Source organism: Oxalobacter paeniformigenes, assembly GCF_027158465.1.
GTDB classification, from domain to species: Bacteria; Pseudomonadota; Gammaproteobacteria; order Burkholderiales; family Burkholderiaceae_D; genus Oxalobacter; species Oxalobacter paeniformigenes.
Genome location: NZ_JAMKYL010000002.1, coordinates 1 through 23512, shown reverse-complemented (window position 1 = coordinate 23512; position 23512 = coordinate 1). Strand labels below are relative to the sequence as shown.

The 23512-nt window shown below is 52.6% G+C and carries 22 protein-coding genes and 1 tRNA gene; 18 read left to right on the top strand and 5 right to left on the bottom strand.

The features are described 5' to 3' along the window. The first annotated feature begins 7 nt into the window (after nucleotides 1-7). The 9 genes from hisD to NAI64_RS04020 are packed head-to-tail and all read left to right on the top strand — an operon-like array spanning nucleotide 8 to nucleotide 6482. Nucleotides 8-1339 (top strand): histidinol dehydrogenase, encoded by a 1332-nt coding sequence (gene hisD / locus NAI64_RS04060; protein ID WP_269298043.1) that lies wholly within the window; start codon nucleotides 8-10, stop codon nucleotides 1337-1339. A gap of 18 nt (nucleotides 1340-1357) precedes the next feature. Further along, nucleotides 1358-2437, top strand: coding sequence for a histidinol-phosphate transaminase (gene hisC / locus NAI64_RS04055; protein ID WP_269298041.1), 1080 nt, complete (start codon nucleotides 1358-1360; stop codon nucleotides 2435-2437). Nucleotides 2438-2454: 17 nt separating this feature from the next. Continuing rightward, nucleotides 2455-3051: an imidazoleglycerol-phosphate dehydratase HisB gene (gene hisB / locus NAI64_RS04050; RefSeq protein ID WP_269298039.1), complete on the top strand. Its 597-nt coding sequence runs from the start codon at nucleotides 2455-2457 to the stop codon at nucleotides 3049-3051. 44 nt (nucleotides 3052-3095) lie between these two features. Further along, nucleotides 3096-3734 (top strand): imidazole glycerol phosphate synthase subunit HisH, encoded by a 639-nt coding sequence (hisH, locus tag NAI64_RS04045; RefSeq protein ID WP_269298037.1) that lies wholly within the window; start codon nucleotides 3096-3098, stop codon nucleotides 3732-3734. A gap of 51 nt (nucleotides 3735-3785) precedes the next feature. Then, complete coding sequence (gene hisA, locus NAI64_RS04040; RefSeq protein ID WP_269298035.1) at nucleotides 3786-4553, top strand: 1-(5-phosphoribosyl)-5-[(5-phosphoribosylamino)methylideneamino]imidazole-4-carboxamide isomerase; 768 nt, start codon at nucleotides 3786-3788, stop codon at nucleotides 4551-4553. A 27-nt stretch (nucleotides 4554-4580) separates the two neighbouring features. Beyond that, on the top strand, nucleotides 4581-5339 hold the full coding sequence (gene hisF / locus NAI64_RS04035; RefSeq protein WP_269298034.1) for an imidazole glycerol phosphate synthase subunit HisF: 759 nt from the start codon (nucleotides 4581-4583) through the stop codon (nucleotides 5337-5339). Further along, nucleotides 5336-5734, top strand: coding sequence for a phosphoribosyl-AMP cyclohydrolase (hisI, locus tag NAI64_RS04030; RefSeq protein WP_269298032.1), 399 nt, complete (start codon nucleotides 5336-5338; stop codon nucleotides 5732-5734). Before hisF ends, hisI begins: the two co-directional genes overlap by 4 nt. Next, a complete protein-coding gene (locus NAI64_RS04025) occupies nucleotides 5731-6075 on the top strand; it encodes a phosphoribosyl-ATP diphosphatase (protein ID WP_269298030.1) in 345 nt (114 codons plus the stop codon). Before hisI ends, NAI64_RS04025 begins: the two co-directional genes overlap by 4 nt. Before the next feature lie 35 nt (nucleotides 6076-6110). Further along, nucleotides 6111-6482 (top strand): histidine triad nucleotide-binding protein, encoded by a 372-nt coding sequence (locus tag NAI64_RS04020; protein WP_269298028.1) that lies wholly within the window; start codon nucleotides 6111-6113, stop codon nucleotides 6480-6482. Nucleotides 6483-6528: 46 nt separating this feature from the next. Here NAI64_RS04020 and NAI64_RS04015 read toward each other — a convergent pair whose 3' ends face one another. Continuing rightward, on the bottom strand, nucleotides 6529-7680 hold the full coding sequence (locus tag NAI64_RS04015) for a Do family serine endopeptidase (RefSeq protein ID WP_269298026.1): 1152 nt from the start codon (nucleotides 7678-7680) through the stop codon (nucleotides 6529-6531). Between the two features lie 3 nt (nucleotides 7681-7683). Here NAI64_RS04015 and NAI64_RS04010 point away from each other — a divergent pair, with 3 nt between their 5' ends. From NAI64_RS04010 to NAI64_RS03985, 6 genes are all read left to right on the top strand, one after another. Continuing rightward, nucleotides 7684-8463: a Nif3-like dinuclear metal center hexameric protein gene (locus NAI64_RS04010; RefSeq protein WP_269298024.1), complete on the top strand. Its 780-nt coding sequence runs from the start codon at nucleotides 7684-7686 to the stop codon at nucleotides 8461-8463. A 51-nt stretch (nucleotides 8464-8514) separates the two neighbouring features. Then, entirely contained in the window at nucleotides 8515-8679 is a 165-nt protein-coding gene (locus tag NAI64_RS04005) for a hypothetical protein (protein WP_269298022.1), read from the top strand. Between the two features lie 13 nt (nucleotides 8680-8692). Beyond that, complete coding sequence (locus tag NAI64_RS04000) at nucleotides 8693-9304, top strand: glutathione S-transferase N-terminal domain-containing protein (protein WP_269298020.1); 612 nt, start codon at nucleotides 8693-8695, stop codon at nucleotides 9302-9304. Nucleotides 9305-9333: 29 nt separating this feature from the next. After that, a complete protein-coding gene (locus NAI64_RS03995) occupies nucleotides 9334-9711 on the top strand; it encodes a ClpXP protease specificity-enhancing factor (RefSeq protein ID WP_269298018.1) in 378 nt (125 codons plus the stop codon). A gap of 23 nt (nucleotides 9712-9734) precedes the next feature. Further along, nucleotides 9735-9810 (top strand) — tRNA-Thr (locus NAI64_RS03990). A 409-nt stretch (nucleotides 9811-10219) separates the two neighbouring features. Beyond that, a complete protein-coding gene (locus NAI64_RS03985) occupies nucleotides 10220-11728 on the top strand; it encodes a succinate CoA transferase (protein ID WP_269298016.1) in 1509 nt (502 codons plus the stop codon). Between the two features lie 181 nt (nucleotides 11729-11909). Here the strand turns inward: NAI64_RS03985 and NAI64_RS03980 are convergent, their stop codons facing one another. Then, on the bottom strand, nucleotides 11910-13235 hold the full coding sequence (locus tag NAI64_RS03980; protein ID WP_269298014.1) for a sodium-dependent transporter: 1326 nt from the start codon (nucleotides 13233-13235) through the stop codon (nucleotides 11910-11912). Nucleotides 13236-13530: 295 nt separating this feature from the next. Here NAI64_RS03980 and NAI64_RS03975 point away from each other — a divergent pair, with 295 nt between their 5' ends. Together NAI64_RS03975 and NAI64_RS03970 are read left to right on the top strand one after the other, a co-directional pair. After that, entirely contained in the window at nucleotides 13531-14451 is a 921-nt protein-coding gene (locus NAI64_RS03975; protein WP_269298012.1) for a diaminopimelate dehydrogenase, read from the top strand. Nucleotides 14452-14777: 326 nt separating this feature from the next. Further along, on the top strand, nucleotides 14778-15878 hold the full coding sequence (locus tag NAI64_RS03970) for an AI-2E family transporter (protein WP_269298009.1): 1101 nt from the start codon (nucleotides 14778-14780) through the stop codon (nucleotides 15876-15878). A gap of 6 nt (nucleotides 15879-15884) precedes the next feature. On the opposite strand, the gene NAI64_RS03965 is transcribed toward NAI64_RS03970, so the two are convergent. Together NAI64_RS03965 and NAI64_RS03960 are read right to left on the bottom strand one after the other, a co-directional pair. Next, complete coding sequence (locus tag NAI64_RS03965; protein ID WP_269298007.1) at nucleotides 15885-16460, bottom strand: UbiX family flavin prenyltransferase; 576 nt, start codon at nucleotides 16458-16460, stop codon at nucleotides 15885-15887. Between the two features lie 64 nt (nucleotides 16461-16524). After that, nucleotides 16525-18867 (bottom strand): Tex family protein, encoded by a 2343-nt coding sequence (locus NAI64_RS03960; protein ID WP_269298005.1) that lies wholly within the window; start codon nucleotides 18865-18867, stop codon nucleotides 16525-16527. Between the two features lie 238 nt (nucleotides 18868-19105). On the opposite strand from NAI64_RS03960, the gene NAI64_RS03955 reads away from it, so the two are divergent. Next, nucleotides 19106-22489, top strand: a complete 3384-nt coding sequence (locus tag NAI64_RS03955; protein WP_269298003.1) for a DEAD/DEAH box helicase — start codon at nucleotides 19106-19108, stop codon at nucleotides 22487-22489. A gap of 41 nt (nucleotides 22490-22530) precedes the next feature. Here the strand turns inward: NAI64_RS03955 and NAI64_RS03950 are convergent, their stop codons facing one another. Next, complete coding sequence (locus tag NAI64_RS03950; protein ID WP_269298001.1) at nucleotides 22531-23058, bottom strand: Dps family protein; 528 nt, start codon at nucleotides 23056-23058, stop codon at nucleotides 22531-22533. Nucleotides 23059-23512: the final 454 nt, after the last annotated feature.

Genomic DNA, 23512 nt, shown 5'->3' with positions numbered 1-23512 from the left:
TGAAATCATGACTGTTCAAATCCGCAAACTGGCAACCACGCAAAGTGATTTCAGAAATCAGCTCGCCAACGTACTGGCATTCGAGGCCAAGGAAGACGAGTCCATCAACACTGTCGTCGCCAATGTGCTGGCAGATGTCCGTGAAAACGGCGACAAGGCCGTTCTGGAATATACCCGCCGTTTTGACAGACTGTCCGTCAATTCGGTATCGGAACTTGAAATTTCCAAAGCTGAATGCGAAGCAGCACTGGCATCGCTGAGCCCGGAACGTCGTGCCGCACTGCACGCTGCCGCCGACAGGGTTCGCCAGTACCATGAATACCAGAAACGTTCCTGCGGAAGCGACGGTTTCACCTACACCGATACGGACGGTACATTGCTTGGCCAGAAAATCACTCCGCTGGACAGCGTCGGCATTTATGTTCCGGGCGGAAAAGCGGCCTATCCTTCTTCGGTTCTGATGAACGCCATTCCGGCCAATGTCGCCGGTGTATCCGAAATCGTCATGGTCGTGCCAACACCGGACGGTGCGCGCAATGAACTGGTTCTGGCTGCTGCCGCCATCTCGGGAGTCACCCGTGTATTCGCTGTCGGTGGCGCACAAGCCGTCGGCGCACTGGCATACGGCACGGAAACCATCCCGTCCGTCGACAAGATCGTCGGTCCGGGCAATGCCTATGTCGCCGCCGCGAAACGCCGTGTATTCGGAACGGTCGGTATCGACATGATCGCTGGCCCGTCCGAAATTCTGGTCGTGTGCGATGGCACCACCGATCCGGATTGGGTCGCCATGGATCTTTTCTCGCAGGCTGAACACGACGAAATGGCGCAATCCATCCTGATCGCACCGGATGCCGCCTATCTGGACCGCGTCAATGACAGTATCCAGAAACTTCTGCCAGGCATGATCCGCAAGGATATCATCACGAAATCGCTGTCTTCCCGCGGTGCGATGATTCTTGTCAGAGATATGGAAGAAGCCTGTGAAATCGCCAATCGTATCGCACCGGAACACCTGGAAATTTCTGCGGAAAATCCGGAACGCTGGGCAGAACTGATCCGTCATGCCGGCGCGATCTTCCTTGGACGTTTCACATCCGAAGCGCTGGGCGACTACTGTGCCGGGCCGAACCACGTCTTGCCGACCTCGCGTACAGCCCGTTTTTCCTCGCCGCTGGGTGTCTATGATTTCCAGAAACGTTCCAGCCTTATTTGCGTAAGCGAAAAAGGCGCACAAACACTGGGCAAAATCGCGGTAGAACTGGCGACCGGCGAAGGACTCGAAGCGCACGCAAGAAGTGCCGGCTTCAGACTTGAAAAAGGATCATCCGCAAAATAATTCCACACGAGACCTATCATGTCTTTTATCGATCAGGCTATCCGGCCGGATATTCGGGCCATGTCGGCATATGCAGTCGCCGAATCGGAAGGTTTCCTTAAACTGGACACCATGGAAAACCCTTATACGCTACCGGACGAATTGAAAACAGAACTGGGACAGCGTCTCGCCAATGTTGCGCTGAACCGCTATCCGGTGCCCTCATACACCCGTCTGAAAGCAAAAATTTGCCGTCAGATGGGCGTTCCGCAAGGCTATGGCGTCATGCTGGGCAATGGTTCGGATGAACTGATTTCGCTTATCGCACAGGCTTGTGCCAGAAAAGATATGCGTGCGACCATGCTCACGCCGGTTCCATGCTTTGCGATGTATGTCCTCTCGGCGCAATTTGCCGGCATGGATTTCGTTGGCGTACCGCTGAAAGCGGATTTCACGCTCGATATCGACGCCATGCTGGAAGCGATCGAAAAACATCATCCGACCGTCGTCTATCTCGCACAGCCGCACAACCCGACCGGTATGCTGTTCGAGGAACAGGACGTCATCCGGATCATAAAAGCCATGAGCGACAAGGGTATCGTCATCAGCGACGAGGCCTATCAGCCTTTCGCAGAAGCCAGTTTCATGCCGCATTTGCCGGATTATCCGAATCTCGTCGTCATGCGAACGGTATCAAAACTTGGTCTGGCCGGTATCCGTCTCGGTTACATGTCGGCCATTCCCGAACTGCTCGCCGAATTCGACAAGGTCCGTCCACCGTACAACATCAACGTCCTGACCGAAGCGACAGCGGAGTTCGCGATGGATCACATCGATGTATTCAACGGTCAGGCCGCCATTATCCGTGCCGAACGCAGCAAACTGACAGACGCGTTGCGCCAGCTGCCTGGTGTCGAAGTCTTTACCTCGCGCGCCAACTTCCTGCTCATACGCTTGCCCAACGCCGAAGCGGTATTCGAAAAACTGCTTGCACGCAAGATTCTGGTCAAAAATATGGGTAAAATGCATGCATCGCTGCACAACTGTCTGCGTGTCACTGTCAGTTCACCAGAAGAAAACCGGCAGTTCCTGGACCAGTTCAAGGCCTGTATCCAATAATCATTCCGGAACGCATCATGTCAACACCCAGAACCGCGGAAATCATCCGCAATACCAACGAGACGAAAATTCACGTGGCAATCAATCTGGATGGCACCGGTCAGCAAAATCTGGCGACCGGCGTTCCGTTTCTCGACCATATGCTTGACCAGATCGCACGCCATGGTCTGGTCGATCTGGATATACAGGCACAGGGCGACTTGCAAATCGATGATCATCATACCGTCGAGGATGTCGGCATCGCACTGGGTCAGGCCATCTTTCAGGCAATCGGCGACAAAAAGGGTATACGGCGCTATGGACATGCCTATGTTCCGCTGGATGAATCGCTCTCGCGAGTCGTGATCGACTTTTCCGGTCGTCCCTATCTGTCATTCCATGTACCGTTCACTCGTGCCATGACCGGCCGTTTTGATCTTGATCTGGTTCGTGAATTTTTTCAGGGACTTGTCAACCACGCCAGAATTTCCCTGCACATCGACAACCTGCGCGGTGAAAACGCACACCACCAGTGCGAAACCGTTTTCAAGGCTTTCGGTCGTGCCTTGCGTATGGCTGTGGAACCTGATCCCCGAGCCGCGGACAGTATTCCATCGACAAAAGGAACCCTGTAACCCGATCTGTTGACCCGTCACCCTTATTCTGACCGTCAATTCCTATGAAAAAAATCGTTGTTGTTGATTATGGTATGGGGAACCTGCGTTCAGTCGCGCAGGCACTTCGCGCCGTCGCTCCTGAAAAGGACATTCTTGTATCCGGCGCTGCATCCGATCTGAAAGAAGCTGAACGTATCGTCTTGCCGGGACAGGGTGCCATGCCGGATTGCATGGCCTCTCTGGAAAAATCAGGTCTGAAAGACGCATTGCTCGATGCCGCATGCAAAAAACCGGTTTTCGGTATTTGCGTCGGTGAACAAATGCTTTTCGACTGGAGTGAAGAAGGCGATACCCGCTGTCTGGGACTGTTGCCCGGCAAAGTCGTCCGTTTCCGTCTGGACAACCGTGTACAACCGGACGGTTCCCGTTTCAAGGTTCCGCAAATGGGCTGGAACCGTGTCAAACAGGTCAATCCGCATCCGTTATGGGAAGGTATCGCCGACAACAGTTTCTTTTATTTCGTGCACAGTTTTCATGTCGTTCCTGACCGTTTGGAACAGATGGTAGGTGAAACGGAATACGGCATGCCTTTTTGCAGTGCCGTCGCGCATGAAAATATCTTCGCCACCCAGTTCCATCCGGAAAAAAGTGCCGATGTGGGACTCAGGCTGTACCGCAATTTCATCCACTGGAATCCATGACCGCACATTTGTGCAATTTGTCCAATTCTTTTTTCTACACTTGTTTTTATCATGTTGCTTATTCCCGCTATTGATCTGAAAGATGGCTCCTGCGTACGGTTGAGACAGGGCGATATGAACCAGGCTACCGTATTTTCGGAAGATCCGGCCAAAATGGCTTTGCACTGGTTGGAACAGGGTGCAAGAAGACTGCATCTGGTCGATCTCAATGGCGCCTTCGCAGGAAAACCGGTCAATGAAGCAGCTGTCAAAAACATTCTTCAGACAGTACGGGACTTTGCTAGCGACCACGATATGGATGAAATTCCCGTGCAACTCGGCGGCGGCATTCGCGACCTCGACACGATCGAACGTTATCTTGACCATGGCCTTTCCTATATCATCGTCGGAACCGCCGCGGTCAAGAATCCGGGATTTCTTCAGGATGCCTGCGGGGCTTTTCCGGGCCAAATCATCGTCGGACTGGACGCACGTGACGGTCGTGTCGCCACGGATGGCTGGAGCAAGCTGTCACGACATGACGTCATCGAACTCGGCAAAAAATATGAAGAATACGGCGTCGAGGCGATCATTTATACCGATATCGGTCGTGACGGCATGATGGCCGGCGTCAATATCGACGCTACCGTCAGACTGGCACGTGCGGTCAAAATACCCGTCATCGCTTCCGGCGGTGTACATGACATCCGTGATGTCGAAGCGCTTTGTGCGGTACAGAAGGAGGGAATCGAGGGCGTCATCTGCGGACGTTCCATCTATGAAGGCACACTCGATCTTGCACAGGCACAAGTCCGCGCAGACGAACTGTCGGAACAGTAACACCGTCAAACCAACCGGAAATTCGCCATGCTGACCAAACGAATCATTCCATGTCTTGATGTCACCGCAGGCCGTGTCGTCAAGGGCGTCAATTTTGTCGAACTGAAAGATGCCGGAGATCCTGTCGAAATCGCGCGCCGCTACAACGATCAGGGTGCCGATGAGCTGACCTTTCTGGACATTACCGCTTCCAGCGACCAGCGGGACCTGATTCTCAATATCATCGAAGATGTTTCCTCACAGGTTTTCATCCCGTTGACGGTCGGCGGCGGTGTCCGTACCGTCGAGGATGTCCGCCGTCTGCTCAATGCCGGCGCAGACAAGGTCAGTATCAATACCTCGGCCGTGACCAATCCGCAACTCGTTGCCGATGCCTCGGCACGTTACGGATCGCAATGTATCGTCGTCGCCATCGATGCCAAACAGGTAGCGCCTGGCCGATGGGAAATTTTCACCCACGGTGGACGCAAGCCGACCGGGCTGGAAGCGATTTCATGGGCAAAAAAGATGGAAACGCTGGGAGCGGGAGAAATCCTTCTGACCAGTATGGACAAGGACGGTACCAAGAGCGGATTCGATCTTGAGCTGACACGCGCGATCTCCGATTCGGTCAACATTCCGGTCATCGCTTCAGGCGGTGTCGGCAACCTGCAGCATCTGGCCGACGGCATCCTCAAAGGCCATGCCGATGCCGTACTGGCCGCCAGCATTTTCCATTACGGCGAATATACGGTACAGCAGGCCAAACAATTCATGTCTGAACAAAACATACCGGTACGCTTATGAATACCCGAAACTGGCTCGATTCCATTCAATGGAACGATCAGGGACTGATTCCCGTCATTACCCAGGACGCCACCACCCTGAAAGTTCTGATGCTGGCATGGATAAACCGTGCTGCGCTTGAAAAAACCATGCAATGCGGCGAGGCCGTTTACTGGAGCCGATCCAGAAACCGGCTCTGGCACAAGGGAGAAGAATCGGGTCATACCCAGAAAATCGTCGATATCCGGCTTGACTGCGACAGCGATGCCTTGTTGTTTCTCGTAGAGCAGACCGGACTGGCATGTCATACCGGAAGACTGTCCTGTTTCTATCAACAGCCGCAGCACACTGCGGAAGGCACGCAATGGGTTGCTGTCGACCCCGTCATCAAGAACCCGTCGGAAATATACAAATGAACGAAATTCTCACAAGACTTGCATCCGTCATCGAATCCAGAAAACTGGCAAACGGTGGCGACCCGAAAAAATCGTATGTCAGCAGCCTGTACGCCAAGGGCGACGATGCCATCATGAAAAAGGTCGGTGAAGAGGCAACTGAACTGGTCATGGCTGCCAAGGACGCTCGCAATAACCTGCCTGCATCGAAAATCGTCTATGAATGTGCCGATCTCTGGTTCCATACCATGGTTCTTCTGGCACAATTCAATCTGACGCCGGAAGATGTCCTGAAAGAGCTGGCACGGCGCGAAGGCATTTCCGGTATTGAGGAAAAGGCTTCACGCAAGACGACTGCCTGACATCTTCGCCAATATCTGACATAGGGGGAATCACAATGGATGACTGTATTTTCTGCAAAATCGTCAATAAGACATTACCGTCGACCTGCGTTTTCGAAAACGAACGTATTATGGTTTTCAAGGATATTCATCCTGCAGCACCGGTACATTTGCTGATCATCCCCAAGCGACATATTCCGTCATTGTCGCATTGCCATCCTGAAGACGCCGCACTACTGGGTGAAATGATGGCGCTCATTCCGCAGCTGGCAAAAGAACACGGCATCGAAGTGACTGGTGCCGAATCGGGAAATCCGCAAGGTGGTTTCCGTGTCGTCGTCAATACCGGTCCTGATGGCAAACAGGATGTCTACCACCTGCATATTCATCTGATGGGCGGCAAACGTCCATGGAAGATTCCAAACTGATGCGATTTTTCCTGATAAAAAAAGGCCGGAATACCGGCCTTTTTTGTTATGGCTGCTGTCTTTCCAGACGTTTTTTCGAAGGTCGTTTGCCCACGATGATTTCCAGTGACACTTCCTTGCCGTCGCGCAGCACCACGACACCTGTCTTGCTTTCCGGCTGCAACGTGGCGATCAGGTTGAACATTTCTTTCATATTGGCGATATTCTTCCCGTCGACCGATATCAGGATATCGCCCGGTCTGATACCGGCACGGTCAGCCGGCCCATTCTTGAGAACCGCCGCGATAATCACGCCATCTTGCTTGCCCAAATCCAGATTTTCCGCCAGTTCCGGTGTGATATCTCTCGGTTCGACACCGATCCAGCCCCGAACGACCTGTCCCTTGGCGATAATGGCATCCATCACCATCCGGACCGTGGAAACCGGGATGGCAAACCCGATCCCCATAGAACCGCCGCTCTGCGAATAGATGGCGGAATTGATACCGATCAGATTCCCGGCCGCATCAATCAATGCACCACCGGAATTGCCCGGATTGATCGCCGCATCCGTCTGGATGAAGTTTTCATAAATATTGATTCCGAGCTGACTGCGTCCCAGCGCCGATACAATCCCCATGGTCACGGTCTGGCCGACTCCGAACGGATTACCGATAGCCAGAACGACATCGCCAACCTTGACATCATCGACATTGCCGAAGGTGATCGCCGGCAAGTCAGGCAAATCGATCTTGATGACCGCCAGATCGGTTTCAGGATCGTTGCCGACCAGTCTGGCGGATGCCTTGCGACCGTCTTCGAAAGCCACTTCGATCTGATCGGCTGTTTCCACCACATGATTGTTGGTCAGGACATAACCGTCATGCGTCACGACGACACCGGACCCCAGACTCATCTGTTTTTCCGTCTCGCTGAAACGTTCACCGAAAAACCGTTTCAGGAAAGGATCGTCCAGCAGCGGACTTTGGGGCTGGCGCACTTCCTTGGTCGTATAAATATTGACCACGGCGGGCATCGCGCGCGAAACGGCGTCCCGGTAAGATGCCGCTACCGGGACAGCTATCGCCCTGTTTTCCTGTTTCGGTTCAAACGCGCCCCGCTCCAGCTCCAGCCATTCCGGTTTCAGGGTCACGACAATAAACCAGATCGCCAGACAAACTGTTATAGTCTGTGCAAACAACAGCCAAAGACGTCGCATGATATGAATAAAATAAAAGGTCCAAATACCGTAGACAGAAACGAGGTCGTCAAATTTCTGGCAGACGAATTAAAAATTGCGTTTATGCGTGATTATTGTCCAAATGGTCTGCAAGTGGAAGGACAATCACACATTTCATCCATCGTCAGCGGCGTCACCGCAAGCCGCGCGCTGATCGAGGCCGCCATACAGGAAAAAGCCGATACCATTTTAGTGCATCACGGCTATTTCTGGCGAAATGAAAACGCATGTATCACCGGCCCGAAGCGGGAGCGTATCCGGTTGTTGCTGGCACACGATATCAATCTCCTGGCCTATCATTTGCCGCTTGACTGCCATCCGACACTGGGCAACAACGTCCGGCTTGCACAGGTACTCGGTTTCGATATCACCGGACGATTCGGCGAAAACGAACTGGGGTGGCTCGGCCGATCCGCAAATCCCGCACTGAAAACAGTCGGTGACCTTGCTGGCTGGATCGGGAAAAAACTGAATCGCGAACCGTTGCTGATCGGCGATCCCGGACAAAAACTGGAGACGATAGGCTGGTGCACCGGTGCGGCACAGGATTTATTGCCGGATGCCGCACAATCCGGAGCGAACGTTTATCTGTCGGGAGAAATTTCGGAGCGAACTGTACATGATGCACGCGAATACGGTATCGCCTATCTTTCATGCGGGCATCATGCCACCGAACGGTTCGGCATCCAGGCGCTGGGCGAGCTGCTTGCCAGACAATACGGTATCCGCCATCGGTATATCGAAATAGGCAATCCGGTCTGATGTACGACTGATACCCGGCACTTGCCGCAAAATAGCCCCCTTTAAAACCGGATGTCACTCCTCTATAATACCCTGCGACATGAAGTGTTGCGCGAGCGCTCCGGAGCGGGTCATGAAGCGGCATGTCATGCCGTTTCCGAATCCGTTTTCCTTTCCGGCCAACCGGAAAAACGCCGTTTGCAGCCTTCGCTGCTTGGATATTCTCTTCTGCCATAAAGGAACAATTATCATGATGGTTCTCTATTCAGGAACAACCTGTCCTTTTTCCCAGCGCTGCCGTTTTGTGCTCTTTGAAAAAGGCATGGATTTTGAAATCAGGGATATTGACCTCTTCAACAAGCCGGAAGAAATATCCGCCATGAATCCGTACGGACAGGTTCCGATTCTGGTTGAACGTGAACTGATTCTGTATGAATCCAACATCATCAACGAATATATCGACGAACGCTTTCCACATCCGCAACTGATGCCTGCCGATCCGCTCATGCGCGCCAGGGCAAGACTGATGCTGTTCAACTGCGAAAAAGAACTGTTCGTCCACGTCAACACGCTGGAAAACGACAAATCGGAAAATGCCGCCGCCAATCACGAAAAGGCCAGAACCCAGATCCGCGAATATCTGACCGCCATGTCTCCGCTTTTCCAGAAAAGCAAATACGTTCTGGGTGACGAATTTTCCATGCTGGATGTTGCGCTGGCTCCCTTGCTGTGGCGACTTGACTACTACGGTATCGAACTGTCCAAAACGGCCGCTCCGCTCATGAAATATGCCGAACGGGTCTTTTCGAGACCGGCCTATATTGAAGCGCTGACGCCACCGGAAAAAGTCATGCGTCGCTGATAACCTGATTGTCCGGACGATATTGGATCATGGCGACTGTTTCCACAAAACCATATTTGCTCAGAGCCATTCATCAATGGTGTACCGACAATGGCTATACGCCATATATTGCCGTCAAGGTAGGCGCGTTGGCCAGGGTTCCCGCCCAGTTCGTGCGGGATGGCCAGATCGTTCTGGATATCAGCTATGAAGCCACCAGCGGTCTGGACATGAACAATACCGCCATCCAGTTCAAGGCCCGTTTCGGCGGTGTCTCCCGTGATATTTACATACCGGTCGAAAACGTGGCCGCCATCTATGCCAGCGAAAACGGTCAGGGTATGGGATTTGAACCGACAGAACCGGAAACCGGCGTTTCACCAGATGAAGAACCGCCAAAAAAACCTACCTTGACAAGAATAAAATAAGTTAGAATAGCCCTTTTCCCAGTGCCGGCTTAGCTCATCAGGTAGAGCACATGATTTGTAATCATGGGGTGGCGGGTTCGAGTCCTGCAGCCGGCACCATTTCCGGTTCGCTGTCATGTGTGCATACACATGACATATTGGTAGTCTGACAGTAACCTGTTCATTTTCCGAAAGTAAGCGTTTTGTAAAAAATCTTCCTGGAAATAACAATGCGATTCTGTTTTTTGCGGTAAAGAAATCGTTTCAGGCAAATGATTTCTTTACCGTAAAGGTATGCGTTTTGACAATCAGGTGATATACTTCGGCGATTTCAGCTTCTGTAATTTCCGCCGTCGCATGGCAGGCGGTCATGCCGGAAGTTCCGAGTCGTGTATGTTCAGGATGTCATTACTGCCGAGCTGTACATTGACCGAAGACGGCGACCTTGCCAGGTACCGGCTTCAGAAAACGAACTTCGTCCTGAATAGTCGGAATGATGCAGGACAAATTTTTATCTGAACGGGATGTCATGAATATTGATGTTTTGCAAAAACGTATTCGTCTGCCTGAATTGAGAAAGAAAGTGACCAGTGCCGAAGCGGCAGCCGAACATGTCAAGGACGGCATGACCGTCGGCATGAGCGGTTTCACACTGGCAGGATGCGTTAAAAGTGTTCCTCATGCCATAGCCAGAAAAGCGGCCACCCAGCCTTTGAAAATTTCGCTGTTGACCGGCGCTTCTCTGGGAAATGATGTCGACAGTGCCCTGACCAATGCCGGTGTCCTGGCAAGACGTTCTCCATTCCAGACAGACAGGACACTGCGTAACGCCATCAACCGCGGCGAAATCATGTACGTTGACAATCATTTGTCCGAAACAGGCGAGCAGCTTCGCAGACAGCAGGTCAAACCGGTTGATGTCGCCATTATCGAAGCGGTCTCCATTACCGAATCCGGAGAAATCATTCCGGCGGCATCGGTCGGCAACAACGAAATCTTCGCTGAACAGGCCAAGAAAGTGATCGTCGAAGTCAATCTGGCTTATTCCCTTGAAATGGAAGGTGCACATGACATTTATTGTGCGCGCCATTTTCCGAATGCCGAACCGATCGGCATCATGTCGCCGCGTGATCGTATCGGTACAATCGGCATTTCGATCCCGCCGGAAAAAATCGTCGCCATCGTCATCACTGACGAAATGGATACACCGTCCCAGAATCTGCCACCCGATGCGGAAACCGCGCAGATCGCCGGACACCTGATCGATTTTTTCAAGAACGAAATCCGTCACGGCCGACTGACCAACAGCCTGCGTCCACTCCAGTCCGGTATCGGAACGATCGCCAACGCGGTCATGTCGGGACTTCAGACCGGGCCGTTCAGTCATTTGACCATGTATTCCGAAGTGTTGCAGGATTCCACATTCGAACTGATCGATGCCGGCATGATGGATTTCGCATCGGCAACCGCCATCACACTGACCGACCAGAAGAGCCGTGAAGTATTCGGCAACTTCGGTCGTTACAAGGATCATGTCGTCATCCGTCCGCAGCGTATTTCCAACCATCCTGAAGTCATCCAGCGACTGGGTATCATCACCATCAATACGGCGCTTGAAGCCGATATTTACGGTCATGTCAATTCGACCCACGTCATGGGAACGCACATGATGAACGGTATCGGAGGTTCGGGCGATTTCACTCACAATGCCCATACCGCCGTATTCGTTACCAAGTCGGTAGCGAAAGGTGGTGTCATTTCCAGTATTGTCCCGATGGTACCGCATGTCGACCATACGGAACACGATGTCGATATTCTGGTGACGGAAGTCGGGCTGGCTGATCTTCGTGGTCTGGCGCCGCGCGAACGTGCGCAAACCATCATCAACAATTGTGTCGAAGGCGAATATCAGGACATGTTGCGCGACTATGTGCGCGAAGCGAATCGTCGTGGCGGTCAGACGCCACATGTTCTGGAAAAAGCGCTTTCCTGGCATCAGCGCCTGCATGAAACCGGTTCGATGAAAAAAGAAGCGTAATACCGGTTCATTTCCCTCTGTGTCAAAACGCCCGGGTACCTGTAACCCGGGCGTTTTCGTTCGCTGATGAAACCGGCCCGTTCCCGTCGGCTTCGTGAAACAGAAAAGCTATTCATATTTCACCGGCACATCAACCAGTCGCGATGCGAACGGCCGGCGAATTTTTCGGTGCCACCCGCAATTACAGGTTCTGGATCAGGATCACGAAGATCAGCACCGGCGCGATGTAGCGACAAAACCCCTTGAGCAAAGGCAACCAGACAGGTTGTGTTCCATCCGCTCGGGTCAGTCTGTCCGCAATTACAGGCCATGATTTCCAGCCGACCAGAATGGCGACCATGATGCCGCCAAACGGCATGATCAGGTTGGAACTGACATAATCAAGAATACCGAACAGGTTCTTCCCGAACAGGGTATAGTCCTTCCATACGCCCAGTGACAGGGAAGCACCGATACCGAGTACGAACATCAGAATGGACATCACGACCGTCATGGCCGTTCTGGGCAGATGGAATTCATCGATGAAGAAACTGACTACCACTTCCATCAGCGATACCGACGAAGTCAATGCAGCAACAAACAACAGGAAAAAGAAAAGGATGCCGAAAAACTGGCCGCCGCTCATCTGCGAAAAAACAGCAGGCATGGTGATGAATGTCAGACCCGGGCCGGCCGACGGATCGAAGCCGAACACGAAAATGGCCGGAAATACCATCAAACCCGACAGGAAACAGATAATTGTCGTCAATCCGATGACGCTGCCTGCCGAATTGGGAATATAGGTTTCATCCGAGGCATAGGAACCGTATGTAATCATGCACCCCATCCCCAGGGACATGGAAAAAAAGGCGAGCCCCATGGCTTCGATCACCATGACCGGCGTCACCTTGCTGAAGTCCGGCTGAAGAAACGTCAGGACACCATCGATCGCACCCGGCAAGGTCAAACCTCTGACGATCAGCACGAGAACCAGCAAAAACAGCATGACCATCAGGTATTTGCTGACCTGTTCGATCCCTTTCTGGACACCCGCCAGCACTACGGCAGCCGTCAGTCCCATGAATGCGGCATGATACCAGAGCGGCAAAACCGGATCGGCGATGAACGAATCGAACGTCGTGGACAAAAAAGCGGGATTCGATGTCAGAATGGAACCGTCTATAGACTTGACGATATAGGCGATGGTCCAGCCTCCGACGACACTGTAAAAGGAAAGAATCAGGAAACCGCACAAAACCCCGATATAGCCGACACCTGACCACCATTTCCCGCCCAGCCGCCGATAGGCGCCGACAGGACTTCGACGTGTCGATGCACCGACAGACATTTCCGCAATCATCAGCGAAATACCCAGCGTACAGACGATCACCAGAAATATCACCAGAAAAGCACCGCCACCGTTTTGCGCAGCGACATAAGGAAATTTCCAGATAGCTCCGAGACCGACGGCCGAACCGGCTGCTGCCAGAATAAAACCGAGACGTGACCCCCACTCCGCGCGTGCCATAAGCAATAAACTCCGACTATTAGACAATCATTCCCGTTATTGCCTGCCGACAGCCTTCTGGCAGCATGACAAAGGGCACCACCTACCGACCGGCCGGAACGGATCGAGTCCGGTCAAAAACGCCACGGTTTTGCCGTTATCCGAGCAACCGGTTCAAAACGTGACCATACAAAGTTTTATATTTTAACGGAGAACGTTTTTGTCTTGCTAGCATCATGCAACTATGTCTATACTCCGCAGTGACAAATCCAGCAAAGAATCTTATTGATCCATACCGTTTCATAAAGGAAAAAACATGACTATCAAAGCAGCAGTCCACGGTTTGGGCAACATCGGCCGGCATGTTATCGATTGCCTGAGCTGTGCACCCGATTTTGAATGTCTTGGCGTCATACGCCGTGAATCGTCGCTCGGAACACAATCCATCGAACGCAGAGGCCTTCCGGACTTTGCATCGATCGACCAGCTGATTGCCGCAAAAGGCAAACCGGATGTCGTCATCCTCTGCGGTCCTTCGCGTTCGGTTCCGGACGACGCGAAGTTCTATCTTTCAAAAGGCATTTGTACCGTCGACAGCTTCGATGTTCACAGTGAAATTCCCGAACTCGTCGGTATGCTCGACAAGGTCGCACGTGAAAACCAGTGCGGCTGTATCACCGCTGCCGGATGGGACCCGGGTACCGATTCCGTCATGCGTACGTTGTTTGAAGCCATGGCACCTGTCGGCACCACCTTCACCAATTTCGGTCGTGGCCGTTCCATGGGCCATTCGGTTGCCGCACGCGCCATTCCCGGCGTAGCCGACGCGACTTCCATCACCATTCCGATCGGTGGTGGCCGCCATTCCCGTCTGGTTTACGTTCTTCCGAAACAGGGCGCTTCGTTCGATCAAATCAGGAAAGACCTGGCTGCCGATCCCTATTTCAGCCACGATCCGCTGGAAGTCCGCGAAGTCAAGACACCGGAAGAAATGGCTGCCGTCGCCGACAATTCACATGGCGTCCTGATGGAACGTATCGGTGCATCCGGACGTACATCCAACCAGCACCTTGTCTTCGATATGAAAATCGACAATCCGGCGCTGACCTCACAGATTCTGGTATCCTGCGCCAGAGCCATCACTCGTATGGGCAACGGTTGTTTTACACTGATCGATGTACCGCCGGTTCTGCTGTTGCCTGGCGACCGGATGCAGCATATCGCCCGTCTGGTGTAAGTACGGACACCCGGACGGCTGCGCAAGCGACATCCTTGTCCGGATGTCGTTCACGACAACACGCCAAACGCCGTCCAGAGAGCCGCTTCATGAAACCTTGCCGTTTCCTGGAGCGGTTCTTTTTTCCCGGGTCCGGAAAAAGACAAAAACCGCCTTCATCGCCGTAACCGGCACAATGGGCAAAACCGTACACGGACAATTTTCCGGGCATTCCATTCCGCACTGTCCGGATTTGTCACATACCGATACATGCCTCATGCCATAATAGCGTCTGCAACTATCAATATTGCATATTCCTGTTTCATGTTTCCCGATCCGACGATTTTATGAAACGATCCGAACCCTACGGAAAAGTATTCATTCTTTTTCTGTCCGCCGTCACCATAGCGTTCTTCATGATTCTGTTGCCGTTTTACGGCGCGGTTTTCTGGGGATTCATTCTGGCCGTCATGTTCATGCCGCTAAACGACTATTTTTTGTCGAAAATGCCCGGCAAAAGAAATACGGCATCGATCCTGACAATCTGCGTGTGCCTGCTTATCGTCGTCATCCCCCTGATCCTGGTCATCGGCGCACTTGCACAGGAAAGCGCGACGTTGTATCAGAAAATACAAACACAAAGCATCGGCATCGACGAAACTTTCCGGATGATCGTTTCCTATCTGCCCGACTGGATCATCAGTCTCCTCAATCGTTCCGGTATCACCACCCTGTCGGAATTCCAGCAGAAAATTTCCAGTGGCATGCTTCAGGCAAGCCAGTACATCGCCGGCAAATTGTTCGTGATCGGACAGAATATTCTGGATTTCACTATCGGTTTCTGCATCATGCTGTATCTGCTGTTTTTCCTGCTCCGTGACGGAAAAGAACTGGCCATGCGGATCAGGAAAATCATCCCGCTTGCCGACGACCACAAACTCCTGCTTCTGGGCAAGTTCACCGGTGTCATTCGTGCGACGGTCAAAGGCAATCTGGTTGTCTCTGTCGTACAGGGTGCACTGGGTGGCCTGATTTTCTGGTTCATGGGAATAGAAGCCGCAATGTTATGGGGGGCGACCATGTCGGTGCTTTCCCTGTTGCCATCAGGTTCAGGCGTGATATGGGTACCGGTCGCCATCTACTTTCTGGCAACGGGAGCTATCCTGAAAGGTATTCTCCTTCTGGTACTCGGTGTCCTGGTGATCGGTCTGGCGGATAACTTTCTGCGTCCGTTGCTGGTCGGCAAGGACACTCAAATGCCAGACTATCTGGTTTTGATTTCCACTATCGGTGGCATGGCGCTTTTCGGACTCAACGGCTTTGTCCTGGGCCCCGTGATCGCCGCGCTTTTCATCACGGCATGGGGGCTGTATGCCACCCTGTCACAAAAAAGCCAAACGGATGCGCTCCCGCCGGAAAACGGCAATACGCCGGATCATCAGGCATGATGCCATTCAGACCATGCCATTCCACCGGATGATGCCTTCATCGGCGATACCGAACAGATCCAGCACACGCCTGAGCGTCTGGTCCACCATTTCCTCGACAGACTGCGGCTTGCAGTAAAACGCCGGCACCGGTGGATAAATGATGCCACCCATTTCCGTTACGGATTGCATATTTTTAAGATGTCCCAGATGCAACGGCGTTTCCCTGACCATCAACACCAGTCTGCGACGTTCCTTCAGAACGACGTCCGCAGCACGGGTTATCAGATTGTCACCGTAGGCATGAGCAATCGCCGAGAGTGTTTTCATGGAACAGGGCGCGATGATCATACCGTCATTGCGGAACGAACCACTGGCAATCGCAGCTGCCATATTCCCGATATCGTACACATGGTCGGCCAGTGACGCGACATCATCGACAGACAATCCCGTTTCATGCCGCAGGGTCAGGTCGGCAGCATCCGAGACGACAAGATGCGTCTCGACATCCGTCACATTTCGCAGTATTTTGAGAAGACGGACACCGTAGATGGCGCCGCTCGCTCCTGTCATACCGACAATCAGGCGTTTCGGATTTTCCATATGCATCCCATTTTCCGGAATCTCGTCCTTTCTATCGACCGAGTACATGATACCGGCAAAACGGTCAAAGCGGTCTTTTCAGCTTCGCAAACGCCTCTGCCATCGCATTGCCCGAAAAAGCGGCCTGTTTGCGCGTTTTCCCTGCCACTTTCCTGAAACGGGCGATTTCTTTTTCCTGCGCACCTTCCTGCGAAGCCTGCTCCGGATTGAGAATCATCGACAAACCGATTCTTTTGCGTTTGACATCGACCTCCAGTACCCTGACCCTGACGATCTGCCCGGTTCTGACGATTTGATGCGGATCGGATACAAATTTTTCCGACATGACCGAAATATGCACCAGACCATCCTGATGCACACCGACATCCACAAACGCGCCGAACGCCGTGACATTGGTAACGACCCCCTCGAGAATCATCCCGGCCACCAGATCGGATATATCCTCGACACCTTCCTTGAAGTGCGCACTTACAAACTCCGGGCGCGGGTCACGTCCAGGTTTTTCGAGTTCCCTGAGGATATCCGTAATGGTCGGCAAACCGAAACGTTCGCTGATATATTTTTCCGGTTCCACTTGTCCAAGCAAATTCCGGTTGCCGATCAGCGATTCGATACCGACACCCAGATCCGCCAGAATTTTCTTGACGACCGGATACGATTCCGGATGAACGGCCGATGCATCCAGCGGATCGGAACCGCCTGTGATACGCAAAAAACCGGCAGCCTGTTCGAATGTTTTTTCACCGAAACGGGGTACCGCACGCAAATCGGCCCGACTGGCAAAACGCCCGTTCCGGTTACGGTACTGCACGATATGGCTTGCTATTCCTTCGGTCAAACCGGACACGCGGGTCAGCAGAGGAACCGAAGCCGTATTGACATCCACACCGACAGCATTGACACAGTCCTCGACTGTGGCGTTCAGGCAACGTGCCAGTTTCGTCTGGGCTACATCATGCTGGTATTGTCCGACACCGATGGACTTCGGATCGATCTTGACCAGTTCTGCCAACGGGTCCTGCAAGCGTCTGGCAATCGAAACTGCTCCCCGCAACGTCACATCGAGTTCCGGCAATTCCCGTGAAGCGTATTCGGAAGCCGAATACACGGACGCTCCGGCTTCCGAAACCACGATCCGCTCAATTCTGCGATCGCGGTAACGTCCTGCCAACTCACCGGCCAATTTTTCGGTTTCACGTGATGCCGTGCCGTTGCCGATCGCGATCAGTTCGACCTGATAACGATCGACCATACCGGATAACTGCTCAAGCGCTCCCTGCCAGTCGTTTCTCGGCTGATGCGGAAAAACGGTCGATGTATCCAGAACTTTTCCTGTCTTGTCGACGACAGCCACTTTCACACCGGTTCTGATTCCCGGATCCAGCCCCATGGTCACTTTTGGCCCTGCCGGCGCCGCCAGCAACAATGACTTGAGATTGGTCGCAAAAACCGTAATGGCTTCCGCCTCGGCTTTTTCCCTCAATTCGCCAAACAGTTCCGTTTCAAGGTGGGACAATATCCTGATACGCCATGCCCATCGGACAGTTTCACGCAACCATTTGTCCGACGGCCGTCCCTTGTCGCTTATACCGAAACGGGCGGCGATTCGCGTTTCGCAGGGATTGAACGGATCATCCCATTGCGGGCGCTCCGCTTCCGAATCCAGACGGATTCTGACAGACAGAACCTCTTCCCGACGACCTCTTAACAGTGCCAGCACGCGATGGGACGCGATTTTCGAAACAGGTTCTTCATAATCGAAATAGTCGGAAAACCGAACGCCTTCCTGTTCCGCGCCTTCCGTCACACGCGAAACGAGTACGCCATGTTCCCTGAAAAATTCCCGCAGTGTCGCCAGCAAGACTGCATCTTCCGAAAAGCGCTCCATCAGAACCTGACGCGCGCCATCCAGTGCGGCCTTGACATCGGCAACACCCGGATTATCGCCATCAGGCGTGGAAAAAGGCGGACGGATATACCGGATCGCTTCTTCTTCGGGATTCAGCAAGGGGTTTTCCATGAGGCTGTCTGCCAGCTTGTCCAGTTCCGCCTCGACCGCCAGTTTCGCACGTGTCCTGCGCTTGGGACGAAAAGGCAAATAAATATCCTCAAGTGCCTGTTTATCCTGCGCCTGCTGTATCGCCGCAAGCAATTCCGGAGTCATCTTGTCCTGCGCACGAATGGAATCGATCACCGTCTGCCGCCGTTGTTCGAGTTCCCTCAAATAGACAAGCCGTTCCTGCAAAAGCCTCAACTGGCTGTCGTCAAGCCCGCCCGTCATTTCCTTGCGATATCTCGCGATAAACGGAACCGTCGCCCCTTCATCGAGTAATGCCATGGCCGCTGTCACCTGTCTGACCGACACGGACAGTTCATCTGCCAGACGCTGTTCAATGGAAGCAATCATTTTCTATCCCGAAAAAACAAAAATGAGATGATACCCACTTCCCCTGGATACACCCATCCCTTGCAGCGAATTCCCGCACGAAAAGTCCGTTTTTGCACACACTCTGTTACGTGATATGCCCATATCTGCATCAAACCGGTATGAGGTCGTCGAAAAGGCATCACTTTTTCCGCTTTATGAACGATAATGTATCTTTTGCGTTGCCGGAAAACACGCTTCGAAAGCATCCAGAGGTACGATGAATTTCACGCTGAAAGATATCAAAAGGCAATTCGGGCAAAAGGCCTATTCGCTCGGCCTGATATATGCCCAGAAAAAACGTGTCTTGCAGATACAACGCTCCGGCAATCTGATCCGTTCGCAAGTGAAGGAATCGGGCAACCAGAGCTTCCAGCAAAACACCTTCATCAAGTCGACAACGGAAGGCATCCAGTTTCAGGGAACCTGTTCATGTCCGCTGATTCTGAACTGCCATCATGTCGCCGCCGTCTTACTGACCATTCTCCAGCAAAACGAAAACCGGCAAAAAAACAAAATCAGCCAGGCTGCCACACCGGTCTCGAACTGGGTACAGAAACTGTATTCCGCCATGTACCCCGATTCTCCCGATGCGCTCGCCAACCGGGAACCGGATATCGAACCGTCACAGCGCCTGCTCTATATTCTTTCGCCGGATCAGTCCGACAAACGACTGTTTCTGAACCTTTGCAGGGCACGCCAGAAAACGGCAACGGAATTTTCGTCAATCGTACCCGTTTCGGAAATTGACTCGTTACTGTCAAACCGGCCGGACTATCTTGGCGACGACGACACTGATCCGCTCCGGCTTTTCATCGCATTGCGGTATGGTTCGGATGCCTTGTCGCCATACATGGCAGAACCCAGAGGACAGCTGGGTGCACAATTGCTTGAAAGGCTGATCGACAGAAAACAGCTATACTGGACCAATGCACTCTCCGATATCGCAAAAGGGCTGGTGTTCCCGCTGCGCGCCGCACCGCCAAGAGCGGCTCGCCTCGTCTGGAAAGAAACGGGAACGACTATCCGGCTACGCTGGGAATTCGCCGCACCGGCTGCCAAATCACGCCATGCATCGACGACGATCGATTACATCTTGCCGACCGAACCGGCCTGGTATATGGAGAACCTGACATGCGGCGAACTGGTTTTGCCCGACGACACAGCCACGTTTTCCATCAGCGATATCCAGGATCTGATCAATCAGGCGCCGGTCATCGCCGCACGCGACAAAAAAAACGTTTCTCGTTTTCTGCTTGAAAAGGGACTTGAACATATCGTCCCCGTTCCGGCTCCGTTGAAGGAGACCGTACTGAACGACATAATACCCACTCCTGTACTCTATCTGGGCAGCAAACCGCATTTCTATCAGGATACCGAAACACCTGTCTGGCTGGATTATGCACAACTGAAATTCGATTACGATGGACAAATCGCCTTGCTCGGTTCCGATTTGCCGGTTATCCGTACGGTCGACAGCGATACCATCGAACGCATCGTCCGTGACACCCATGCCGAACGTGCCTTGTCCGAGCGACTTCTGTCGTATGGCTTTCACATCGTCGAGGACAGGGCATCCCCATTGCATGCGATTCCGGCTGCGCTGGAAATGGACTCGCCATCCGACTGGCTGCATTTTACCCGCGAGCATCTGGCCGATCTGGAAAACGAGGGCTGGAAAATCGAGAAATCGGCCGATTACCGCTATAACCTCCAGACCGTCCAGAAATGGTACGCCAGCATCAATGAAAACGATGACACGCTGGACGAAGACTGGTTCAGTCTGGAAATGGGAATCGTTGTCAACAAAAAACATTTTCCGCTATTTCCGTTGTTGCAGCCTCTGATCCGCAAGTATCCGGAAAGCTTCGAATACAAAAGCCTTGAAAACCGTGAGGATGAGGATTCCCTGCTGGTGACCTTGCCGGACCGGAGCCGGGTGGCACTTCCATGGAAAAACGTCAGACCGATTCTGAAAATCCTGGGCGAGCTGTACTATCTGGAGCAACCGAAAACCGCACTCCCGTTGCACCGTCTGGACTCGGCCAGACTTGCAGAACTCGATCGCGATCTTGCACTGCAGTGGATCAACGGAGAAACCTTGCTGGAAATGGGGCGAAAATTGCTGGCATTCAACGGTGTCAAAATCGTTACGCCACCGGTATCGCTGAAAGCGAAATTGCGCGATTACCAGATCGAGGGGCTGTCATGGATGCAGTTTTTGCGTGAATACGGTCTGGCCGGCATTCTGGCCGATGACATGGGACTGGGCAAAACCCTCCAAACGCTTTCTCATATCCTGCTCGAAAAAGAATCGGGCCGTCTGACGAAACCGGCCCTGATCGTTGCACCGACCAGCCTGATGAGCAACTGGCAAGATGAAGCGGCCCGTTTTACGCCATCACTGAATGTCTTGCTGCTTCAGGGAAAAGACCGCGCCAGATATTTCGACCGCATCGGCCAATCCGACATCGTATTGACGACTTACGCCTTGTTGCCGCGCGATGAAGACATACTGATGCAACACGATTTCCATTTGCTGATTCTCGATGAATCACAGTACATCAAGAATATCCGTTCCAAGGCCACGCAAATCGCATCTTCGCTCAAGGCACGCCACAAACTCTGTCTGACCGGAACACCGCTTGAAAACCATCTGGGTGAACTGTGGTCACAATTCCATTTCCTGCTGCCGGGGTTGCTGGGTAACGAAAAAACCTTCAACAGCGAATTCCGGCATTCCATTGAAAGAAACGGCGACGAAGCACGACAGGAATTGCTTAACCGCCGTATCAGGCCGTTCCTGTTGCGCAGAACCAAAGACAAGGTAGCCCGCGAACTGCCCATGAAAACGGAAATTGTCCGCTATGTGGAACTGACCGAAAACCAGCGCCAGATTTACGAATCGGTCCGTGAACTGATGGACAAGAAAGTACAGGATGAAATCGCACGTCTGGGTATCGCACACTGCCAGATCATCATCCTCGAAGCCTTGCTCAAATTGCGGCAAGTCTGCTGCGATCCACGACTGCTGAGAGGCTCTGCTTACAAGAAAAGCACCAATGCGTCGGCAAAACTTGCCGAACTGATGGAAATGCTTCAGGAACTTTTGCTGGAAAAACGGCATATCCTTGTTTTTTCCCAGTTCACCAGCATGCTCGGACTGATCGAGGCAGAGCTCAACACCAGAAATATTCCCTACGCACTGCTCACCGGCGACACGACAGATCGTGCATCCGCCATTCGCAGTTTTCAGGAAGGGCAGGTCTCTGTCTTTCTGATAAGCCTCAAGGCTGGCGGTGTCGGGCTGAACCTGACCGCTGCCGATACGGTCATTCATTACGATCCCTGGTGGAATCCGGCAGTCGAAAACCAGGCGACAGACCGCGCATGGCGAATCGGCCAGGACAAACCTGTCTTTGTCTACAAACTGATCGCCCGGGGGACGCTCGAAGAAAAAATCCAGGATCTGCAACAACGCAAGGCAGAACTGGCAGGCGCAATGCTCTCCACCGGACAGGCCCAGAACGTCCAGATCACACCGGAAGATCTGCAATCCATTTTCCGGCCTCTGGCAGAACAGGATATGTCTTCAGACGAATGAACAACAAAAAACCCCGCCATCTGGCGGGGTTTTCCGGATGATCATTTGTTTTTCTTGCGTTTTGCCGATGCCATGACGATATCGCCAGAGCCGCTTTCCAGCAAGCTGCGCAGCATCCATGCATTTTTTTCATGAATCTGGAGACGCTGTGTCATCAGATCGATCGTCGGCTGGTCATTTGCCTTGTCGGCCAAATCCAGCACTTCCCGTGCTGTACGGGTCACTGCCTGTGTCGCCACGATGACATCGCGGATCATATCTTCAGCCGACGGAACACCTTCGACTTCCTTGATACCGGACAATTTCGCAAATTCCGACATCGTTCCCGGTGCAGGGAACCCGAGCGAACGAATACGTTCGGCGATTTCATCCAGTGCATTCCACAACTCGGTATACTGGTCCATAAACATCACGTGCAATGTCTGGAACATGGGTCCCTTGACATTCCAGTGATAATTATGCGTTTTCAGATACAGGCAGAAGCTGTCTGCGAGCATACGTGCCAAACCGTTACTGATTGTTTCCCTGTCCTTGTCGCTGATTCCGATTTCAATTGCTGGAATACTCATGGCTTCAGTCCTTTTCGCTAATGTTATTCATGAAACCCGATACAGATTTCTTATCGGAGACTCTGTGTGCCAGCATGACCGGGCATTTTTGAGGAAAAAACAGCCCTGTCATTTGACCTGTGGCTATTGTACCGTCATTTCGGAAAAAGGTTGTGACAGCCGTTTTTTCTTCTGTCCTGCATGACAGGGATCAAACAGGCAAAAGAATACGGGCAGAATATGGGCAAAACCGGGGTGAATCAGAACGTCTGAAGCACTTTCCGGTACTGGATTTCACCGCGAACCGGCTATTTTTCCCAAATTTTTCACATTTTCCGCCAATTAAATCCATACATTTACGAAAATTGACGTATTTTCATTTTATACTTACCTTTACTTGGAGTTTATAGAAATAGCGTCTGGTGATTTCATAACGGCCGTGCAAGTCAGGCTGAAACGTCAGTCGAGGACGAAA